The organism is Streptomyces sp. NPDC007983 (genome assembly GCF_042958345.1).
GTDB lineage: Bacteria > Actinomycetota > Actinomycetes > Streptomycetales > Streptomycetaceae > Streptomyces.
The window spans coordinates 991,799-1,013,188 of the sequence record NZ_JBIBJI010000001.1 but is presented as its reverse complement, the minus strand read 5'-3'; the positions used below and the strand labels follow the sequence as shown (position 1 = coordinate 1,013,188).

Annotated in this window: 11 protein-coding genes; 7 read left to right on the top strand and 4 right to left on the bottom strand. The window is 71.6% G+C overall.

Annotation, left to right across the window (positions count from 1 at the left end; genetic code table 11):
* Positions 1–121: 121 nt before the first annotated feature.
* On the top strand, positions 122–922 hold the full coding sequence (locus ACFZCY_RS04735) for a TetR family transcriptional regulator (RefSeq protein ID WP_391169338.1): 801 nt from the start codon (positions 122–124) through the stop codon (positions 920–922).
* A 246-nt stretch (positions 923–1,168) separates the two neighbouring features.
* On the opposite strand, the gene ACFZCY_RS04730 is transcribed toward ACFZCY_RS04735, so the two are convergent.
* A complete protein-coding gene (locus tag ACFZCY_RS04730; protein ID WP_391169423.1) occupies positions 1,169–5,887 on the bottom strand; it encodes a BTAD domain-containing putative transcriptional regulator in 4,719 nt (1,572 codons plus the stop codon).
* A gap of 120 nt (positions 5,888–6,007) precedes the next feature.
* Positions 6,008–8,095 carry an asparagine synthase-related protein gene (locus ACFZCY_RS04725; RefSeq protein ID WP_391169337.1) on the bottom strand — a complete coding sequence of 696 codons (2,088 nt, stop codon included), beginning with the start codon at positions 8,093–8,095 and terminating at the stop codon, positions 6,008–6,010.
* A gap of 826 nt (positions 8,096–8,921) precedes the next feature.
* Between ACFZCY_RS04725 and ACFZCY_RS04720 the strand changes: the two genes are divergently transcribed.
* The 5 genes from ACFZCY_RS04720 (at position 8,922) to ACFZCY_RS04700 (ending at position 14,996) form a co-directional block, all read left to right on the top strand.
* On the top strand, positions 8,922–10,373 hold the full coding sequence (locus tag ACFZCY_RS04720; protein ID WP_391169336.1) for an MFS transporter: 1,452 nt from the start codon (positions 8,922–8,924) through the stop codon (positions 10,371–10,373).
* A 211-nt stretch (positions 10,374–10,584) separates the two neighbouring features.
* On the top strand, positions 10,585–11,790 hold the full coding sequence (lhgO, locus tag ACFZCY_RS04715; protein ID WP_391169335.1) for an L-2-hydroxyglutarate oxidase: 1,206 nt from the start codon (positions 10,585–10,587) through the stop codon (positions 11,788–11,790).
* Between the two features lie 176 nt (positions 11,791–11,966).
* The gene (gene trmB, locus ACFZCY_RS04710; RefSeq protein ID WP_391169421.1) at positions 11,967–12,749 is read left to right on the top strand and encodes a tRNA (guanosine(46)-N7)-methyltransferase TrmB; all 783 of its coding nucleotides are present in this window, start codon (positions 11,967–11,969) and stop codon (positions 12,747–12,749) included.
* Positions 12,750–12,813: 64 nt separating this feature from the next.
* Positions 12,814–14,472: a PrsW family glutamic-type intramembrane protease gene (locus tag ACFZCY_RS04705; protein ID WP_391169334.1), complete on the top strand. Its 1,659-nt coding sequence runs from the start codon at positions 12,814–12,816 to the stop codon at positions 14,470–14,472.
* A 110-nt stretch (positions 14,473–14,582) separates the two neighbouring features.
* The gene (locus ACFZCY_RS04700) at positions 14,583–14,996 is read left to right on the top strand and encodes a DNA mismatch endonuclease Vsr (protein ID WP_391169333.1); all 414 of its coding nucleotides are present in this window, start codon (positions 14,583–14,585) and stop codon (positions 14,994–14,996) included.
* A gap of 295 nt (positions 14,997–15,291) precedes the next feature.
* Here ACFZCY_RS04700 and ACFZCY_RS04695 read toward each other — a convergent pair whose 3' ends face one another.
* A complete protein-coding gene (locus ACFZCY_RS04695) occupies positions 15,292–16,509 on the bottom strand; it encodes a hypothetical protein (protein WP_391169331.1) in 1,218 nt (405 codons plus the stop codon).
* Complete coding sequence (locus ACFZCY_RS04690) at positions 16,506–18,758, bottom strand: ATP-binding protein (protein WP_391169330.1); 2,253 nt, start codon at positions 18,756–18,758, stop codon at positions 16,506–16,508. The genes ACFZCY_RS04695 and ACFZCY_RS04690 overlap by 4 nt, the downstream gene beginning before the upstream one ends.
* Before the next feature lie 488 nt (positions 18,759–19,246).
* Between ACFZCY_RS04690 and ACFZCY_RS04685 the strand changes: the two genes are divergently transcribed.
* Positions 19,247–21,223: a DNA (cytosine-5-)-methyltransferase gene (locus tag ACFZCY_RS04685; RefSeq protein WP_391169328.1), complete on the top strand. Its 1,977-nt coding sequence runs from the start codon at positions 19,247–19,249 to the stop codon at positions 21,221–21,223.
* The last annotated feature ends 167 nt before the right edge of the window (positions 21,224–21,390 follow it).

Below are 21,390 nucleotides of genomic sequence, written 5' to 3'. Positions count from 1 at the left end.
ACCTACCCTCTTCATTCTTGACCTGGGCTCAACTATGTTCGTACTTCGTCGGGGTTGTGACTGCCCCGGCTGACAGGGCGGGGAGTCTCCGGGGGGAGACGTCATTACCGGGGGATCACTTATGCACCTTCAGGGTTCGTCATGGTCCGCAGCCGTCGCGTCCTCGGACGGGAACGGCGGCCGGAGCACTCCGCTGCGCGTGGACGCGCAGCGCAATCTGGAACATGTCCTGCGGGCGGCGCGCGAAGTCTTCGGTGAGCTGGGGTACGGGGCTCCGATGGAGGACGTCGCACGGCGGGCGCGGGTCGGGGTGGGCACCGTCTACCGGCGGTTCCCCAGCAAGGACGTGCTCGTCCGCCGCATAGCGGAGGAGGAGACGGCCAGGCTGACCGATCAGGCACGGGCGGCGCTGGGTCAGGAGAACGAGCCGTGGTCCGCGCTGGCCCGGTTCCTGCGCACCTCGGTGGCGTCCGGCGCGGGCCGTTTACTACCGCCGCAGGTGCTGCGGGCCGGGGTCGACGCGGAGACGGAGATCCGGGTTCCGCAGCAGCGGCAGGTGGCGTTAGCCGGCCCGCCGCAGGCGGCAGCGGTGCCGTCGGCGGTGCCGTCGGCGGCGGTGCCGTCCGCAGCGGTGCCGTCGGCCGGTGCGGCGCAGCCGGATCTGCGGCTGGTCGAAGAGCCGGGCGTGCCGCAAGGCCAGCCGGACGACGCGGGTGCGGCAGCGCTGCTGCAGGTCGTCGGGCAGCTGGTGGAGCGGGCGCGGGCAGCGGGTGAGCTGCGCCCGGATGTGACGGTCGCCGATGTGCTGCTGGTGATCGCCACGGCAGCGCCGTCGCTGCCGGACGCGGCGCAGCAGGCCGCGGCGTCGGCCCGGCTGCTGGACATCCTGCTGGACGGGCTGCGGTCCCGGCCGGTGGGGTGACCGAGGGAGCCACCTTCTGAGCGGTTTCTGACCGATTGATGGTCGGTTGCTGATCGGCTGCTGACCGGTTACTCATCGATCCGTTCGCCGGGTGCGTTTCTGCCCGGCGAACGGTCGCCTTTTCGAGGGTGCGGTCCGGGGTTCGCTCGTACGTTTCGGGGTCGTGGTGCGCGTCTTCCCCGTGCGGGTGAACGTATGCGCTTGCCGTCCTGATGTTCGGTCCGGGGGCGTGCCCCGGGTGCTTGGTCAGCGGGCGGTGGCGGACCCGGAGTCGGCCAGGACCTCGTCGAGCAGGGCGATGGCCTCCTGTGTGGTCAGGGCCGCGGCCTCGGCGCGCAGCTTCCCGGCCACGGCGGGGCCCAGCGCGGCGCCCGCCCGTGCCTCGGTCTCCCGGGTCTCCGCGAGCGCCAGCGGGATGCGCGGCAGCCGGCCGCGCCAGCCGTCGGCCGCGCCCAGCAGCCGGACGGCGGGCCGTTCGTGCCCGAGCCGCACCAGGATGTACGCCGCCGACTCGGCCTGGTCGGCGAGCAACGCCTCCGTACACCCCACCTCGAGGCCCAGGCCCAGGGTGTCGCGCAGCATGCGCAGACCGCCCCACGGGTCGCCCTCCTCGGCGCCGACCCGGCCCTCCAGCCCTTGGACCACGACCCAGAACAGCTGCGGCGGACTGGATCTCGCCGCCTGCCGGCGGGCGTCCTCGCAGTACGCCCGCGCCTTGGCCGGATCGCCGTGCAGCAACTCGATGTGGGCGCGCAGCAGGCGGTTGAAGGCCCGGACGTCCACGGCGCCCCAGCGCTCGGCCTCCTGCTCGGAGTGGTCCAGCAGCTTCGCCGCGCCCTCGGGGTCACCGGAGTTGAGGGCGAGGTCGGCCAGCCGGGTGATGATGAACGGCACCTCCGTGTGCGCACCGATCTCCCGGGCCAGCCGCCGCGCCTCCTCGAAGGCGGCCCGCGCCTCGTCGAACCGGCCGCGCAGCGCCGCCATCTCGGCCCTGGCGCTCTCCACCTGGGCGAGCATCCAGCGGTCGCCGACGCGGGCGCTCAGCTCGCGCACCTCGGCGTAGTCGGCTTCGGCGCGCTCGATGCCGCTGGAGGTGTCGATGGCGAGGTGGGCACGGAACATGAGCGCGGCGCCGACCGCCCAGTCGTCGCCGTTCTCACGGCAGTTGGCCACCGCCTTGTCCATCAGCGGGATCATCGCGGTGTGGCCGTCGAGGATGTATCCGGCGAACGGCCACAGCAGGCCGGGGAAGCGGGCGCTGCGCGGGCCCGGATGGCTGCCGTAGGCGTCGCGGGTGAGCCGGGCTACCAGCCGCGTCTCGGGGTCTTGCGCGTCGGGGCCGTGACCGGCGTCGATGAGCAGGAAGAACCGCAGCAGCCGCAGGTCCATGGAGTGCCAGTAGCGGGTGGCGGCGGGATCGTCCCCGTCGGCGCCGTCCGGCGCGGGGGGCGGCATGTCCAGCGCCGGTCGGCCACCGTCCCGTTCGCCGTCCCGTTCGCCGTCCCGTTCGTCGTTCGGGTCATTGGTGAGGGCCAGGGCCCGGTGGGCCCAGGCGGCGCCCTCGTCGCGATAGTTGCGCAGCCACCAGAACCAGCCCATCGCGAGGATGATCGCGAACGAGGTGTTCTCGTCGCGGGCGGTCAGGGAGCGGTGCAGGGCGGCCCGGATGTTGTCGAGGTCGGCTTCGACGCGGCGCAGCCAGGGCAGCTGTTCGGCGGAGCGCAGCCGGGGCTCGGCGGCGCGCGCGAAGTCGCGGAAGTGGGCGATATGCCGGGCCGTGGCGGCGGCGTGGTCGGCGCGGGCGGCGGAATCCTCGGCGGCGCGCTCGCTGACGTACTCGTGGATCGTCTCCAGCATGCGGTAGCGGGCCTCGCCCGGCGGATGGTCGACGACCAGGAGGGATTTGTCGGCCAGCGCCCCGAGCAGGTCGAGCACCTCCGGGGGCGCGATGGGGGCGCTGGCGTGTGCCGGGGTGTGCGCCGGGGCGCATGCACCGGCGCGTATGGACTCATGCTCCGGCGCGAACGCGCAGCCCGTCTCCGCGCAGACGGCCTCCGCGCAGACCGCCTCCGCCGCGGCCAGGCTCCATCCGCCCGCGAAGACCGACGCCCGGCGCAGCACGGTGCGTTCCCGCTCGTCCAGCAGATCCCAGGACCAGTCGACCACCGCCCGCAGGGTCTGCTGGCGCGGCAGGGCGGTCCTGCTGCCGCTGGTCAGCAGGTGGAACCGGTCGTCGAGACGGTCGGCGATCTGCCGCGGGGTCAGCAGCCGCAGCCGGGCCGCGGCCAGCTCGATCGCCAGCGGCAGTCCGTCGAGGCGGCGGCAGATCTCCGCGACCGCCGCCGCCGTGTCCGCGTCCCCGGCCGGATCGAAGCCGGGCCGTACGGTCGCGGCCCGCTCGGCGAACAGCTGGTGGGCGGGGGCGGGCGGCAGCGGCTCCACGGGCCGTACGGTCTCGCCGGGCACGCCCAGCGGCTCCCGGCTGGTGGCGAGCACGGTCACGCCCGGACAGCGCGCCAGCAGCGTCTCGGTGAGCCGGGCGGCGGTGTCGATGACGTGCTCGCAGTTGTCGAGCAGGAGCAACAGGCGGCGGTCGGCGCAGTACTCGACCAGGCGGCCGGCCGGGTCGACGCCGTCCGCCCCGCTGGTCCGGCCTTCGAGCCCGGAGGCGAACATCGTCGTCTCGCGGCGGCCGACGGCGCTCAGGACCGCGCCGGGGACGGCAGAGGCGTCGTCCAGCGAGGCGAGTTCGACGACCCAGATGCCGTCCGGGTAGGCGTCCGTCACGGTCGCGGCGGTCTCCACGGACAACCGCGTCTTGCCGGAACCACCCGCTCCGGTGAGCGTGACCAGCCGGGAGCCGTCCAGGTCCCTGCGGAGGGCGCCGATCTCGCTCCGCCGGCCGACGAAGCTGGTGAGACGCGCCCGCAGATTGCCGGGCGGCCCCGCGGACGCGGCGGAACGCGCGCCGGGGACCGAGTCGCGGTCGCGGTCGCCCTCGGGGTGGCGGTCCCGGTCGCGGCCCGGGGCGCGGTCGCCGTCCGGGGCGCGGTCCGCAGCGCGGTGACGGTCCCGATCGCGGTCCCGGCCCGGGGCACGGTCGCCGTCGGCGTGGGCGTGGGCGTCCGGGACGCCGTATCGGTCACCGTTCGACCGACCCCGGGCGCGGCCCCGGTCGCGGTCCCGGTCGCGGTCCCGATCGCGGTCGCGGTCGCGGTCCCGATCGCGGTCGCGGTCGCGGTCGCGGTCCCGATCGCGGTCGCGGTCGCGGTCCCGGTCGCGGTCGCGGTCACCGCTTGGGGCACGGTTACCGTCTCCGCCGCCGTCCGAGGCGCGGCCACGGTTTGCGGCGCGGTGCCGGTCACCGTCCCGATCGTGGTTATCGCCCCGGGCGCGGCCACGGTCCGGGGCGCGGTCGCCGTCCCGGTCTCGGTGCCCGTCCCGGTCTCGGTTCGAGTCACGGTCGCGGTCGCGGTCGCGGTCCGCGTAACGGTCCCGGTCACCGTCCGGGCGTTGGTACCGGTCACCGTCACGGCCACGGTCGGGGTCTCGGCCCGGGTGGCGGTCCCGGCTCGGGCCACCGTCGCGGGCGCCGTCCACGGCGCGGTCGCGATCCCGGCCCGGGGCACGGTCGCCGTCGCCGTCCGGGACGCGGTACCGATCGCGGTCCGGCCGGCGGTCCCAGCTCGGGCCGCCATCGCCGTCCGAGGCGCCGTACCGGTCACCGTCCGGGTGGCGGTCCCGATCACCGTCCGCGTCGCGGTACCGGTCGCCGTCCAAGACGCGATCCCGGCCCGGGGCACGGCCGCCATCGCCGTCCGGCGCGCCGTACCGGTCACCGTCCGGGCGGCGGTCCCGATCGCCGTCCGCGTAGCGGTACCGGTCGCCGTCCACGGCGCGATCCCGGCCGGGGGCGCCGTCGCCGTCGCCGACGCGGGCGCCGTACCGGTCACCGTCCGGGCGGCGGCCGTCCTCCCGGTCCCGATCACGGTCCCGGCCCGGGGCGCCGTACCGGTCACCGTCCGGGTGACGGTCTCGGTCACCCTCCCGGTCCCGGTCACGGTCACCGTCCGCGTAGCCGTCCCGGCCCGGGGCACCGTCGCCGTCCGGGGCGCGGGGGCCATCCGCGTCGGGGTGCCGGTCACCGCCCGACCCGCGGTGCCCGGCGCCGTCACGAGCCCGCCCGGCGGCCGGTGGAGTCAGCGGAGGCATGGGGGTCGTCGGTGGGGTGGGCTCGCCCAGGAGCAGTTGGCGGTGCAGCTCCCGCAGTTCCGGTCCCGGGTCGGTGCCGAGACGGTCGGCCAGGAGCGTGCGGACCTCCTCGTACGCGGCGAGGGCGTCCGCCGAGTGCCCGGTGGCCCGCAGCGCGCGGATCAGCTGGGCGTGGAACGTTTCGTCAAACGGATGGCCGGCGACCAGCTCGCGCAGCTCCGGGACGAGGCCCGCCGGGCGGTCGCGCTCCAGGTCGGCGTCGATCCGGCGGTGCAGGGCGGCCAGCCGCAGGGCCTCGGCGCGGGCGGCGGCCGCGTCCCGCTCCGGCAGATCGGCGAGCGCCGGTCCGCGCCACAGCGCGAGCGCCTGCCGGAGCGTGGCGGCGGCCGTGTGCGGGTCACCGGCGTCGAGGGCACGCATGCCCTCGTCGGTCAGCCGCTCGAACCGCAGCAGATCGACGTCGTCCCCGGGCGCGGCGGTCGCGAGGCGGTAGCCGCCGGGCGAGGAGACCACGGCCTCCCGCCCGATCGCCCGTCGCAACCGGCCCACCAGCGCCTGGAGCGCGGCGGGCGCGTCGTGCGGCGGGTCGGTGGCCCACACCTCGTCGATGAGGACATCGACGGGGGTGGGCCCGGGACGTGCGGCGCGCAGGGCGAGCGCGGCGAGCAGGGCGCGGATCCGGGGGCCGCCGAGGGGCAGCGCGTTGCCGTGTTCGTCACGCGCTTCGGTGGTGCCGAGGATGAGATACCGCACGGCGGTCATTCTCCTGGGTTTGCTGCGGAACGGGACGCTCCACCACGAGCGGGTCGCACACACGGTCGACCGGCCCCGGCAACCCGCGGCGGCCGACGCCGTGATCGTCGCGCACCGTCGTCACAGGGTGGGCCGGGGCACCACTCCGCCCGCCACCGCGCGCTGGCGGGGGGCCGCCGTGCCGGTCCAGCAGGTGCCGCGGCGGGCCAGGAGGCGGCGTAGCCAGACTTCGGTGGAGACCAGTTCGGCCAGGCCGTCCAGGGGCAGCCGTTCGCCTTCGGACGCCGCGCGCAGCGCCTTGCGGACGACGCGGGCCTCGATGAGCCCGGCGTCGGCCAGCAGCGGGGCGTCGAAGAGGCCGACCAGGTCGCCGAGCCAGGTGCGCAGGCCCGCTCGTACGGACGCGGCGTGGGCGGCGTGGGAGGTGGCGCCCCAGCCGGTGGGGAGGTCGCGGATGCCCGCTCCGGCGAGGACCGTACGCAGGACGGAGGCGCGCGCTCCGGGCTGGACGCGCAGGGCTTCGGGGAGCGCGCGGCAGGCCCGTACGACCTGGTTGTCGAGGAAGGGGGCGTGCAGGCGCTGGCTGCGCACCTCCGCGGCCTGTTCGAAGACGCGGTGGTCGGCGGCGTAGCGGGCGAGGGCGGCGTCGGCGCGGCGTTCGCCGGGGCGGCGCAGGAGGACGGGGCGCAGCGCCGCCTCCTCGAGGCGGACGGACACCTCGGCGAGGGCTTCCCCGGTGAGCCAGCGGGCGGCGGGGCCGGGGCGGCACCAGGCGAGGGAGGCCAGGGAGGCGGAGACGGCGCCGGCGGCCACGCCCGCGCCGTCGTCCGTGAAGCGGCGCTCCAGGAGGCTCGCGGCGGCTTCCCGTACGCCGTCCCGGTAGGAGGTGCGGGCCAGCCGCCGGGCGGCGCGGTAGACGGTGAAGGGGACGAAGAAGGAGTGGGCGTTGGGCCCGTCGGCCTTGGCGAGGGCGGTGGCGGGGCGCAGCAGATGGCGTCTGCGGCGGTCGAGCAGCAGGTCGGCGAGGCGGGCCGGGTGGGCGTCGAGCGCCTGGCGGGCGCCGTGGCCGACGAAGTGGTCGGCGCTGCCCGCGGCGAGGCGGCGCCGGTGGCGTTCGGCGATGACGAGGGAGGGGCCGGGTTCGTCGGTGAGGGCGCCGGTGTCGAGGGCGGCGTACGGGAGGGCCTCTTCGCCGCCGGCGACGACCACGTGGTGCAGCCGGGGGTTGGCGGCGATGGTGCCGGCGCGTTCGAGTTCGGCTTCGCGGGTGCGGGCGCCGCCGGTGGTGGCGAGGTCGTTGAAGGTGACGGCGAGGAGGCGTTCACCGGCTTCGGTGCCGTGGCCGAGGAGGGTGCCGGGCATGCCGGGCAGCCCGGCGGCGAGCAGGGCGAGCGTGGCGGAGGCGCTGCCTCCGGACAGGTCGGCGCCGATGCCGGGGGCGGGCGCGCCGCGGGCGGCCCGGCGTTCGGCGGGGCCCATGCCGGGGACGGGTCCGGGGTCGAGTCCCTCGGTGGCGGGGGCGTGGCGGGGTGCGGTGAGGCGGGCCCGTACGGCTTCGAGCAGGGCGTCCCGTACGCCCTCCACGGCCGTGTCCTGGTCGAGCGGGGGCGCGGCGACGGCGAGCGAGGCGGTGGGCTCGTAGCCGGTGACGTCGCGGGCGCCGTCGCGCAGGACGAGGGCGTGCCCGGGCGGCACCCGTCTGACGCCCATGTACGGCGTGCCGTCGCCGACGGCCTCCGGGGAGTCGGGGCAGGCGAGCAGCGCGCCGAGGTGGCTGACGTCGAGCTGCGCCTCGATGAGGTCGGCGAGCGGGAGGGCGGCGGTGGCGTACGCGGTGCCGCCGGACCAGTCGGTGTGGAAGACGGGCCGGGCACCGGCCAGGTCACCGGCGATAGTGATGCGGCGGCCGACCTGGGCGACGGCGGTGTAGCTGCCGGGCCAGGCGGTGAGGTGGCGCAGGGCGCCGCCGCGGGCGGCGAACAGGCCGACCCGCAGCTCCTCGTCGGTGGCGCCGCAGCAGCCGAAGACGGCGAGCCGGGTGAAGGGGTCGGCCTGGACGACGCGTACCTCGTCGGGCCGCCAGTCGCCGACCGCCCACAGCGGATCGGGGTCGGACCACAGGAGTTGGGCACCGACCGGCTGGATCGCACGGCCTTCCGGGGGGACCGGGCCGGATGCGGTACTGCTCCACCCCACCAACCACCGCATCGCCGCCTCCACAGGCTGTGGGCATCCAGGGCAACCAAGATTTAGGTGCCATCATGCACAGCATGTTGACGGTTTCGACATCGAACCGGACAACTACGCGGATCTCTTGGATCTCCCTTGACCGCTGATGACCGCGGGAATCCCAGGAGTTGATCACACCGTGCGGCCCCCGCGGGCAGGCGCTCGCGGGAAGCACCGGAAGAGAGCCGTCACCGGTCACGACGCACCGTTCCGCCGTGGCCCATGCTGCCACGACTGGGGCGTACAACAGCGCAAGGACGCCGACGCGTGGACGACGGGACGCCAACAGGGCCGCGAGGAAAGGGCTTCCCGCGCCGGGCCTCCCCCTCCCCGGCCCGCCGCGGGAGCCCGGCACCGACAGGCGATATCCGGCCAAGTTCGCCGTGGCGCGCTCGACGGTCTTGCGGATGCCCCACCACCATCCGGACGGTCGCGCGCCGTTCGCCCTCGCTCGCCTCCCCGCCTCCCAACACGACAGTCCGGGAGGCGGCGTCCGCCTCCCGGACCGTTCCGCCACCCGCGGGGAATGAGGCGGCGGCGTCCCCCAGCCCACTGGATCCAGTACAGCGGGCCGACCCACGCAGGTCCCATCGAAACGTTCTCGCCGCGACTGAGACAGAGCGCACACACGGGCGCACAGCCACACACACCGGGAGCACGCGTCACGCCCCGCACGCCCGTTCGTACAAGAATCTCGCCATCCGGGACACCACCTCTTAACGGTCGGGATGCGGCGAACTACGCTGGGTTTACGAACGCTCCGCGCCTATGCCGGGGCGGCCGTCGGTGCTGTCGAGGGGTGCGCATGTCCAGGGAGCCACGCGGGCCGAACGAGAAGCTCGGCACCGTTCTCGCCCTCGCTGGGATCAGCAATGCCGGGCTCGCGCGCAGAGTCAACGACCTCGGCGCCCAGCGCGGCCTGACCCTTCGCTACGACAAGACGTCCGTAGCGCGCTGGGTGTCCAAGGGCATGGTGCCCCAGGGCGCCGCGCCCCATCTGATTGCTGCCGCTATCGGCAGCAAACTCGGCCGCCCCGTCCCGCTGCACGAGATAGGGCTCGCCGACGCCGATCCGGCCCCCGAGGTCGGGCTCGCCTTCCCGCGCGACATCGGCCAGGCCGTCCGCTCCGCGACCGAGTTGTACCGGCTTGATCTCGCGGGTCGGCGCGGCGGGGTGGGCATCTGGCAGAGCCTGGCCGGATCCTTCGCCGTCAGCGCGTACGCCACGCCCGCCTCCCGCTGGCTCATATCCCCGGCCGACAGCTCCGTCGCGCGCGGGCCCGAGGACGCCGAGGCCGCGGCGGCCGGCGCGGGCGGCAGCGGCCCCGACGCCTTACCTCAGCGCGTCGGCCACAGCGACGTCACCAAGCTGCGCGAGGCCGCCGAGGACGCGCGCCGCTGGGACTCCAAGTACGGCGGCGGCGACTGGCGTTCCTCCGTGGTCCCCGAATGCCTGCGGGTCGACGCGGCACCGCTGCTGCTCGGCTCGTACAGCGACGAGGTCGGCCGCTCCCTCTTCGGCGCCACCGCCGAACTGACCCGGCTGGCCGGGTGGATGGCCTTCGACACCGGCCAGCAGGAGGCCGCCCAGCGGTATTACATCCAGGCGCTGCGCCTCGCCCGCGCCGCCGCCGACGTCCCGCTCGGCGGCTACGTGCTGGCGTCGATGAGCCTCCAGGCCACCTACCGCGGCTTCGCCGACGAGGGCGTGGACCTCGCCCAGGCCGCCCTTGAGCGCAACCGCGGCCTGGCCACCGCCCGCACCATGAGCTTCTTCCGGCTGGTCGAGGCGCGCGCCCAGGCCAAGTCCGGGGACGGCCCGGCCTGCGGGGCGGCGCTGAAGTCCGCCGAGGGCTGGCTGGAGCGGTCCCGGTCGGGCGACGCCGACCCGTCCTGGCTCGACTTCTACAGCCACGAGCGGTTCGCGGCCGACGCCGCCGAGTGCTACCGCGACCTGCGGCTGCCGCGCCAGGTGCGGCGCTTCACCGAGCAGGCGCTGGCCCGGCCGACGGAGGAGTTCGTACGGTCCCACGGGCTGCGGCTCGTCGTCTCCGCCGTGGCCGAACTGGAGTCCGGGAACCTGGACGCGGCGTGCGCGGCGGGCGCCCGGGCCGTGGAGGTCGCCAACCGCATCTCCTCCGCGCGCACCACGGAGTACGTACGCGACCTGATGCACCGGCTCGAGGCGTACCGCGACGAGCCGCGGGTGGCGGAGCTGCGCGAGCGGGCCCGGCCGCTGCTGGTGGCGCCGGCGTGAGGGTGGTGCCGGCGTGAGGGTGGGACCCCGGGATTTCGCGCCCCCGTGTGTGGCGCCGGCGTGAGCGCCGGGGAAAGCCCGCGTGATCTTCACGCACCCGTCCGGATCCCAGGCGCCGCACGGGTTTCGGGCCGTTGTCAGTGGCGCAGGTCATGATAGGGATCGACGGTCGGGCGACCGGAGGGTTGTGGCGCGTGGGGAGGTGCATGGCGTGACGGCGGTGGACTGCGACGTGCTGGTGATCGGGGGCGGGATCGTCGGCCTGTCGACGGCGTATGCGATAACGCGCGCGGCGCCCGGCACCCGGGTGACCGTCCTGGAGAAGGAGGCGGGCCCGGCCCGCCACCAGACCGGGCGGAACAGCGGAGTGATCCACAGCGGGATCTACTACCGGCCGGGCTCGCTGAAGGCGCGGTTCGCGGTGCGCGGCGCGGCGGAGATGGTGAAGTTCTGCGCCGAGTACGGCATCGCCCATGAGGTGACGGGCAAGCTCATCGTCGCCACCGAGCGCTCCGAGCTGCCGCGGCTGCACGCCCTGGTCCAGCGCGGCCGGGAGAACGGGATCCCGGTGCGCGAGCTGGGCCCCGCCCAGATAGCGGAGTACGAGCCGTGGGTGCGCGGGCTCGCCGCGATCCACGTCGGCACGACGGGCGTATGCGACTTCGGGGCGGTGGCGGCGCAGCTGGCCCGGCTGGCGCGGGACGCGGGCGCGTCCGTGCGGTACGGGGCGGGCGTGACCCGCATCGGCCGCCGCCCGACGGCCGTCGCGGTGCGTACGGCGGACGGCACGGTGCTGCGCGCGCGGGCCCTGGTCAACTGCGCGGGGCTGCAGTGCGACCGCGTGGCGCGGCTGGCGGGCGACGACCCGGGCATGCGGATCGTGCCCTTCCGCGGTGAGTACTTCGAGCTGGCGCCGTCCCGCACCTCGCTGGTCAACGGCCTGGTCTACCCGGTGCCCGACCCGGCGTTCCCCTTCCTCGGCGTCCACCTGACCCGCGGCATCGACGGCGGCGTCCACATCGGGCCCAACGCGGTGCCCGCCCTCGCCCGCGAGGGGTACGCCTGGCGCACCGTGCGCCCGCGCGAGCTGGCCGGGACGCTGGCGTATCCCGGCGCCTGGCGGATAGCCCGCCGCCACTGGCGGTACGGGGCGGGCGAGCTGCGCCGGTCCCTGTCCAAGCGCGCCTTCACCGACGCCGTGCGCCGGCTGCTGCCGGATGTCACGCCCGACGACCTGATACCCGCCCCGGCCGGGGTGCGCGCCCAGGCGGTGCTGCCGGACGGCACGCTCGTGGACGACTTCCTGATCTCGCAGTCGCCCCGCGTCGTCCACGTCCTCAACGCCCCCTCCCCCGCCGCCACCGCCTCGCTCCCCATCGGCCGCGAGGTGGCCCGGCGGGTGCTGGAGGCGCTGTGAGCGGTCTCACGGCCGCCGCCGAGGGGTAGCGGGGGCGGCCCGCCAGCGGGCCCTCGCGCCCGCACCGTGGCATCCCGGGCGGGCCCGCCGGGGTACCCGCCCCCGCCCGTAGAATCGGAAGCACTGTGTCCGAGAACTCCACCGCCCCCGACGCCCACGCGGAGCGCGACCGCACCGTGCCCGGCCCCGGCCACGACTCCGGCCCCGCCCGCGACCGCGACCGCAGCGAGCCGCGGTTCCCCGGCGGCCCCGCCGCCGATCCGGCGGGCTCGCACCATGAGCGCCGCATCCGTTCCTTCCGCCCCCGCCGCGGCCGGGTGACCGTCGGCCAGGGCGAGGCACTGCGCCGCCTGTGGCCGCAGTGGGGGCTGGACATCGACGGGCTGCACCGCCTCGACCTCGGCGCGCTCTTCGGCGACCCGGACCTCCCCGTCGTCCTGGAGATCGGCTTCGGCATGGGCGAGGCCACCGCGCAGATGGCCGCCGCCGACCCCGGCACCGGCATCCTCGCCGTCGACGTCCACACCCCCGGCCAGGGCAATCTGCTCGCCCTCGCCGAGCGCGACGGGCTGTCCAACGTCCGGGTGGCCAACGGCGACGCGATCATCCTGCTGCGCGAGATGCTGGCGCCCGCCGCCCTCTCCGGGCTGCGCGTCTACTTCCCGGACCCCTGGCCCAAGAAGCGGCACCACAAGCGGCGGCTGATCCAGCCCGAGTTCGTCGAGCTGGCCGCCACCCGGCTGCGCCCCGGCGCGCTCCTGCACTGCGCGACCGACTGGGAACCGTACGCGGAGCAGATGCTGGAGGTCCTCACCGCCAGCCCGTCGTTCGACAACACCCGGCCCGACGGCGGCTACAGCCCGCGCCCGGACTTCCGCCCGCTCACCAAGTTCGAGTCCCAGGGCCTGAACAAGGGACATATCGTCCACGACCTGATCTTCCGCCGCAACGACGCATAGCGGCCCTGCGCGGATGGGAACAATCCCGCAGTCCGCCACTTCCGCGTTCGTTAGGGTCGGTTGAGTGCATCAGTCCCCGTCCCCCCACCAGCCGCCGGATCCGCCGGTCACACCGCACGACCAGCAGCCGTGGTTCGACGGCGTGGCCGCTCCGGGGGGCCGGCCGCAGGCGCCGCAGCCGGGGCACCCCGGACATCCGGGGCTCCCGGGATACCCGGGGTTCCCGGGACACCCGGGCTACCCGGGCCATCCGGGGCCGTGGGGCAGAACCGGCCGTCTCAGCCGCCTCTGGGACAACAAGGCCTTGCGCGCCACCGCGCTCATCGGACTGCTGTCGCTCTCCGGCCTCGTCATCCTGGCCCTCGTCCGCGAGCAGACCGGCACCAAGGGCTTCCTGGTGGGGCTCGGCCTCGCCGTGCTGCCCGTACCGCTGATCATCTCGGTCTTCCGCTGGCTGGACCGCGTCGACCCCAAACCCTGGCGGAACCTGATCTTCGCCTTCGCCTGGGGCGCGTGTGCCGCGACGCTCGTCGCGCTCATCGCGAACGGCTTCGCGACGGAATGGCTCATGACGACCGTCGCCGACTCCTCGTCCCCCGGCGGCCGGGCCGACGCCGACACCTGGGGGGCCACGTTCGTCGCGCCGTTCGTGGAGGAGAGCGCCAAGGCGGCTGCCGTGCTCCTGCTCTTCGTGTTCCGACGACGCGACTTCAACGGGATCGTGGACGGCGTCGTCGTCGCCGGAATCACCGCCACCGGATTCGCCTTCACCGAGAACATCCTCTACCTCGGCTCGGCGTTCGTCAGCGACCAGGAGTTCGGCTACTCGGGCATCCGGTCCACCACCGCCGCGACGTTCTTCATCCGCGGGGTGATGTCCCCCTTCGCGCACCCCCTGTTCACCTCGATGACCGGCGTCGGCTTCGGCCTGGCCGCCGCGGCCGCCGCCCACCAGCGCACCCGCCGCGTCCTGCTGCCGATCGTGGCGCTGCTGGCCGCGATGGTCCTGCACGGCCTCTGGAACGGCTCGTCCGCCCTCGGCGGCTACGGCTTCATCATCGTCTACGCCGCGTTCATGGTCCCCGTCTTCGGGCTGCTGACCTGGCTCACGGTCTGGTCCCGCACCAGCGAGCTGCGCACCGTACGCGAGCAGCTCACCGCCTACCAGGCCGCCGGGTGGCTCACCCCGCCCGAACCGATCGCGCTGTCCTCGATGCGCGCCCGCGGCATCGCCCGCGACCTCGCCCGCCGCACCCAGGGCGCGGCGGCGGCCCGCGCGGTCGGCGAGTACATCGCCGCCGCGACCTCCCTCGCCTTCCTCCGCCGCCGCGCGTACCGGGGCACGGCGGGCCCGGACTTCACCACGCGCGAGCGCGAACTCCTCGACACCCTGTGGGAACGCCGCGACACCGCCCAGCCGGCCCTGGCCCACGCGGCCCTCTCCCTCCCCCTCCCCTACCCGGGCCCGCCCCAGGGCCCCGTCCCCCCGCCGTACTGGCCCGCCCCGCCGTACGGCGGCTACGGCTACGGCGCCCCGGGCCAGGGTTACGGATACGGCTCCCCCGGCCAGGGTTACGGGTACGGCGGCCCCGGCCAGGGATACGGCTACGGCGGCCCCCAGCCGCCCCAAGCCCAACAGGCCCCGCACCCGACGTACGCCTTCCAACCGTCGTACGCCCCGCAGCCGCCCCAGCTCCCCGCGGGCCCGCGAACCCACCAGTAACAGCCCGGCAGGCCGTCGGATCCGCAGGGGTGGACCGCGAGAACTCCGGAAAGTAGGACACTGGGGCCATGCACGCAGCAGTCCCATCCAGTCCCGAAGTCTCGGCCCGAATGAGCCGGCAGACCAATCAGGACACCGGTGTCGAACGGGCGGTGCGGCAGCTCCTCCACGCTGCCGGATACCGCTACCGGATCCACTATCCGGTGCCGGGTATGCGCAGGCGGAAGATCGACATTGCGTTCACGGGTGCCAAGTTGGCCGTCCTCATCGACGGCTGCTTCTGGCACGGCTGCCCGGAGCACGCCACCAGTCCCAGGGCGAACGCGGAATGGTGGCGCCAGAAGCTCGATCGCAACATCGAGCGGGACCAGGAGACGAACGCGCAGCTGGTGGCGGAAGGCTGGACGGTGCTGCGCTTCTGGGAACACGAATCGGCGGACGCCGTCATGCGTCAGGTGGCAACGGCTGTCGACCGGGAGAAGGCGAACAGGCGGAAACGATCCACGAAGGGCGGGGGCCGATGAGCAAGTGGCGATTCGTCGCCTCAAACCCCATCTGCCCGCGACGAGCCAGCGGGCAGGCTTGGGCGAGCCACCGCAGGGTCATCAACAGCATTCGCTTCTACCACGCACACGTATTCCGCGGCGGAGTCTGCCAGCAGGTTCGACAAGTGGAAGACCGTCTGCGAGCGGCCCAGACGCTGGTCGGCGGACGGCGCCTGGGATCGGAAGGTCCCCGACACAGTTGGGGACCGAATCACGCTTCAGGAATCAGCACGTCGAGCGAATGGATCCACACGCTGATCAACCGGGTCGGAACTCAGAACTGCTTGGCGTCCTTCGTCGTGGTGCGAGGATTCGGTACCGATTTCTGGTCCGCGGCCTTCCCCTTCCCGTCCAGTCCTAGCGCCTGCTTGATGTTCTCGAAGTCGACGTCCGGGGTGCCGATCCTGGCCACTGTATGCCCGTGCGAGGTCAGCATGGCCTCGGCGAACGGGCTGTCAAGCGTGGCGACGCGGGTCCACAAGCGGACCTCTGCCAACGGAACGGACTGCACGAACTCGAAGTCGACCAGAAGGTCCGGGATGTCGAGGTACTTGGGCAGTATCCGGTAACGGGCGTTGTTGTTGCGGAAAATCTCCAGAGCCGCGTTCCGCTCCTTGCTCCCTTTGACGGGAGAGCCAACCTCGATCCAACGAGCGATCAAAGGTGCTTCGCTCAACGGAACCGCCTTGGCGAGACGCACGTACTCGGCCTTGGCGACACGATTGCCACCGCTGTGTAAGTCCTCGTAGAGGTCGCACGCAGGGGTGAGAACGGCCCACCAGCCGTCTTGGGGATCCCGCAGGATATCCGCGGCAGTCACGTGCTTCGTGACCGGCGGTATCAAATACATCCGGGCGGTCGACGCGTGTCCCATCACGCGGTCATCGGAGGTGCCGAGCACTGCTCCGAGGGCCTCGACCGCGTTCTCCTTGAGCCAGGCTGCGAGGCGGTGCACGAGGGCATGAGCGATCTGGTTGCGTTCAGCAGCCGCGAGCCGGGGCCAGTTCGGGGAGATCTCGTCCCGTAGGAATCCGCGCACGTACTCGTCCACAAGGGCGGTGATGTGCCGGGTGAGGACCGGGACACCGGACTCGAGGCCGTTCCGTACCGCAGTGACGGCGTCATCCAGCCGGTTCTTCGGGACCACCTGGATGAGTGGTGGTTCCGCCAAGTCGCTCACCTGCTCCGCGAGGCCGGTACAGAAGACGACTGGCACCCAACGGGTCTTGGCGATCCGGTCGTACAGTTCACGGCCCTGCAGGTTCGGGTGTGCGGGGGAGCCACCGCGTGTCGCGTCCCTGACATCCAGTACGACCAAATCGAACGCCTGGGCCTCCAGAAGGCGTTCAGCTTCGTCGAAATCGTTCTCGACGTGAGTGTCGAGCCTCCCAAGGTCCGAAAGCTCCTCCACGAGCATATCGGATAGTTCCTCCGCTATGTCCACCTCGTCCTCGACGATCAAGACTCGGTACACCGCACCCCCGTCCGTCACCCGATTCTCCTTCTCAGTCTTGCCCTGAACGTCGCTCCGGCGAGAGGCCCCGACGACACCAAGGACAGATCGCCGTCGTAGAAGTCCTTCACGACGCTGCCAGCGATGCTGAGGCCCAGCCCGATGCCGTCCTCTTTGTCACTGAAGTACGTGTCGAAGATCATCTCTTGGATCTCCTCACGCACTCCGGGGCCGCTGTCGCTCACGTCGATGTCGACCTGGTTCTCGGACGTCCGCCGCGACTCAATGAGGATGGCGCGCTCCTTCTCCTCGGGCAAAGTGGAAAGCCAGTAGATCGAGTTCCCCACGAGGTTGTGGACCACTTGGGAGATGTCACCGGGGTCGGCTGTCACGGTCACGTCCTCGCCGCGGACAGTGACGGTGATGCCGTGCTTCTCGAGCGTGCCCTCGTGGACGGCGACGGCCTCGTCGATCGCCGCTTGGAGAGACAGAGCGCGGGGACGGCCTCGCCGCCGGCCGCTCAGCGGCTCGACGCGGGTGAAGAGCCGGTCCAGAGCCTGTTCCTGTGCGGTGAGGTCGACGTGCATCTTCGCGAGAGCAGAGGCGAGCTGCTCGTCCTCGTCGCGCTTGCGACCCGCCAACTTGTTCAACCGGCGGAGGACGTAGGCGATCCGGGTCAATGCCGTTCGGCCGTCATGCAGTACGACGTCGGCCAGCGCTCCCAGGGTCGCGAGGCGAGAGAACTGCGAAAGGACCTCTTGGACCTTCTCGACGCTCTCGTCGATCGTTTCCTGCGCCTCTTCCAATGCGCGGCTCAGCACGGTGTCGTCCGGGTACCTCTCGTTGACGACGTCCCGGACGGGCGAGAGGGTGAAGTTTTGGAATAGTCCGTGGCGGTCGCTTCCAGCACCGGAGGCGGTGTCCACCGTGATCGGAGCCGACTCGGTACGGCTCTTTCCCCTCGGCCGACGCAGTCCGTAGCGCCAGGTCTCGAGTCGACTCACGGCCTGGGTCAGTACGCCCTTCAGGTCCTCGTACTCGGGAGAGTCGATCAGCCCCTCCCGGTGCGACCGATCCTGAAGCCCAGGGTTACCGTCCGCCGAGATGTACACAAAACCCGCGACCTGGTTGTTGGAGAACCGCATAGTGGGGTTGTTCACACGGCGGAGGTCGAAGCGAAGCCAGTCGAAGTCGGCCTCGCCGAAGGGCTGCACACGGAAGCCATCCCGGTAGAGGGCGACGCCACTGTTGTCCTTGATCAGCTTACGGACCTCGGTGATGTTGCGGGCCCCGAGGTCGATGTTCAGCATCTCTTTGAGGGACGCCGAGTCGAGGTCCCAGGTGCGGAGGTCGAGCTTCAGGGGACCGCACTTGGGTGCCTTCCCATGTGACGGGAAAAGGTACTGGTTCAGGGTCTCCGACTGCCCGGACGTCAGATTGGTCATGGCCAGGTCCGCGAGACCGTTTTCGTCGATGGTCCCTATGAGGCGGTAGTGCGGATGCGCCAGAGCCTCGCTGGCACCAACGAAACCGGTGTGGTGGTCCAGCGGCCCAGTCGGAAAGGAGAGGTAGATGGCGAACTCCGGCTGGTCGGGTACATCCAGCTCCGCTGGAGGGGGAGGGGGGAGGAGTCGGGACAGGGACCGCTTGAGGCTCTCGACCGACTCCTCTCCCCAGTCCTGTCGAAGCCCTTCGAGTCGGACGAGGGTACCGTTGGAGCCCGTCCAGGCGGGCCGCTTCTCGCTGGCGCGGAAAGCGACCGTCACCTCGTCGAAGAGGCGCCGGGCTTGGCCGTTGTCGGCGAACACCTCGGGAGCGCCAACGTTCCACTGGACCGGCACTTGGTCGAGGTAGGCGTTCTCGGCGGCGAAATCACTCCAGTCGAGCCGGATGTTCACCTCGGGGCCGCCGGCCCTGCGACTCGTGATCGCGGTCACTGCACCGAGGCGGGCCGCCGAAAAGCGACCGATCCCCTTCGCACCAAGAACCCGCCGCCCGAACTGCTCACTACGCGGAGCGCGGTGCCGGAACGGTGTTGCGATCTCCATCCAGGTCTCCCGGACGATCTCGGGGGACATACCGTGCCCGTCGTCCCACACCTCGATGGAGCCGTAGCCCTCCTCCAGCGGTGCGTTGAACCTGATTACAACCAAGCCGGCATCGGCGTCGTAGGCGTTCTTGACCAGCTCGGTGAGCGCCACCCGCTCGTTGCTGATCAGTTCCTCGCCGAGCGTGCTCATCAGGCGTGCACGGGGACGTAGAAATGCCTGTGTGTTCTCGGAGTCCACGCTCGCCCCTCTGACCCGCTTCGTACCCACCCCCGCCCGAAGGCGCCCCAGCTCCGATCTTAACGGCGGGGAGGGCTCTGGAAACGGTGTTCAGAAGAATCTGGGCTGTTTGTGCAGCGGGACAGCGGACGCGGTGGATGCGGCGTCGACGATCGAGACACAGCCCGCGATCGAACGTGTCTTCTGGTTCGGGGGCTCGTTGAGACAAGGCGCTGTACATGGACACGTCGCCCCCGAGGGGGCGGTCGCGAGGAGAGACTCAAGGGTTGTCCTCTAATATGGGGTGCCTCAAGAGGAGGACGCTGCTCCGGGTTACCACCGGGTCACCACCGGGGACACGGTGAGTGGATGTGGTGTTCGCCAGGCAGGTCACCCGCGTGACAGTCGAGGCTTCACGGCGGCGTTGGCCAGCCGGAAGCCTTGCCTCCGCAGCATCGTGCGTGATCTCCTGGAGCTCGTTCAGGTCGGCAGGTACGGAGGATTGGGTCGTGGCGGAGGAGGAGGGGGCGAAAAAGACGTATGGCGTGCCCTTGGAACGGAGCGACCCCCTAAAGCTGGATAATCACAGACATTACTGCGAGCCGGAAAAATTCGGGGAATGGATCCGGTCCGGTTACGGAAAAGGTAAGCGTCTGGCTATTGACCTGTTTTCGGGTGCCGGCGGGCTGAGCCTCGGCCTTGAGCGGGCTGGGTGGACCACCGCTGCGGCCGTGGACTTCGACGAGAGGGCTCGCGAGACTCATGCAGCTAACTTCCCGGGAATGAGTCTTTGTGCCGACCTCGGAGACGATCAGCAGCGAGGCGAGTTCGTCCAGCGAATCCTTGACTCCGGAGCGGAGATCGACATTGTGGCAGGGGGCCCGCCCTGCCAGCCGTTCAGTCGCGCCGGCCGCAGCAAGATCCGGCACTTGGTCGAGTACCATGACCGCGACCCGCACGATCTCCGCAAGGAACTGTGGCGCGCCTACGTCGATGTGGTGGAGCGGCTCCTTCCGCGTGCCGTCCTCATGGAGAACGTCCCCGACATGGGGCTCGGCGATGATTTCAGTGTAATCCGCATCATCGAGGCAAAGCTGGAGAGCCTTGGGTACGTCACCCAGGTACGTCTCGTCGATGCGTGGAACTATCGCGTGCCGCAGCACAGGAAGCGTCTGATCCTGCTTGCACGGAGAGACCGTGGCGGCTTCACGTGGGGCAACTCGAAGAAACAGACCAGCCTTCGTGATGCTATCGGCGACCTACCTGCGATCGATCCGAAGCCCTTGAAGCCGGTGGGTGCTCGAGTTCTCGATTACGACGAGAAGCAGGATCCGAAGCCTTCTTCCTTCGCGAAGGAGATGCGCAAGAAGGCGGATAAAGGTGTCATTTATGACCACATGACGCGGCGGGTTCGTGTCGATGACTTCAAGATCTTCACCATCATGGATTCCAAAACACTCTACTCCGAGCTCGACGAAAAGCTGGGAGACGACGAGAAGGAATTTCAGAGGTACGACGCGGAACAGTTCACGGACAAGTACAAGAAGCTCGACTGGAACGAGTTGAGCCGCACCATCACTGCGCACATCGCCAAAGACGGTTACTGGTACATCCATCCTGAAGAGCCCAGAACGCTGACCGTGCGTGAAGCCGCGAGGATCCAAACCTTCCCGGACCGCTTTCGGTTCGCAGGTACGCGAAGCGACGCCTTCCGGCAGATTGGCAACGCAGTTCCCCCGCTGTTGGGCGAAGCAGCAGCTCGGGTTCTCCTGCCGCAAGATGTTCCCACGGGGAACGAGGCCGCGGACAAGTGGCCGAAGGTGCGTGAGGAGCTGACCCGCTGGGCCAAGGAGCAGCGCGCCGGCAAGCAGTGGTATCAGTTCCCCCGTGGTCGGAAGATGAAGCCGCTCGGAGCTCTCGTCATGGCGGTGCTCTCCGGAAGCAAGCTGCACCCGAAGCAGCTCGCCAACGTGATGGACGATGTCGCAGGGCACAAGGAACTGACAGGGGACGTCTACCTCGCCCTCGTGAAGGCGGCGCCGACAGCAGCAGCCCGCAAGCGTTTGGAAGACCGACTCGGTCCGGTCGCCGACAAGCCCGAAGTCTGGGTGAACGCGGATTCGGTTCTTGATCACAGCAAGGTGATGGGACTCAAACCCGCTGAGCTCGCGTTGTTCAGGCTGCTGGCTGGCGGCGACATCATGCTGGTCAACCAGAGTGCGTTGCGGGTGGCTGCGAGGGTACAGCAGAACCAATCGCACCTGACCAATCGACTGACCGAGGGACGGCTCAACCTCATCAAACTTCTCGGCGCTGGCCGTGATGCACCGGTGCGTATGGCCGCCATCAGGTACATCGGCGAGAATCTGTGCCGGGAAAAGCAGCCCTTTTGCGGAAGCTGCCCACTGAGCGACTACTGCCCGACCCGTCCGAGGGAGGACAAGGGAGCCTGGACCACCTTCGATGTTGCGCTGACCGGAGGCTGACACGCTCCCAGGGGAACAGGGGCGCTGCGGCGTGTGGCGTCGGCGGTGCAGTCGAAGGCGGAGCCCGACGGCATGGACGGGCGCTCCTCAGGACTGATCTGAATCCCGTGTTGCAGCTCATGGTCCGGAATCCTCACCGAAGCGGGCATCGGCCCGGCACCAACGGG

What these genes read in the sequence shown, in the direction of transcription:
- ACFZCY_RS04725 (WP_391169337.1), bottom strand. Translation starts at nt 8,095, where the DNA reads ATGCGGTGGTTGGTGGGGTGGAGCAGTACCGCATCCGGCCCGGTCCCC.
- ACFZCY_RS04720 (WP_391169336.1), top strand. Translation starts at nt 8,922, where the DNA reads ATGTCCAGGGAGCCACGCGGGCCGAACGAGAAGCTCGGCACCGTTCTC.
- ACFZCY_RS04735 (WP_391169338.1), top strand. Translation starts at nt 122, where the DNA reads ATGCACCTTCAGGGTTCGTCATGGTCCGCAGCCGTCGCGTCCTCGGAC.
- ACFZCY_RS04700 (WP_391169333.1), top strand. Translation starts at nt 14,583, where the DNA reads ATGAGCCGGCAGACCAATCAGGACACCGGTGTCGAACGGGCGGTGCGG.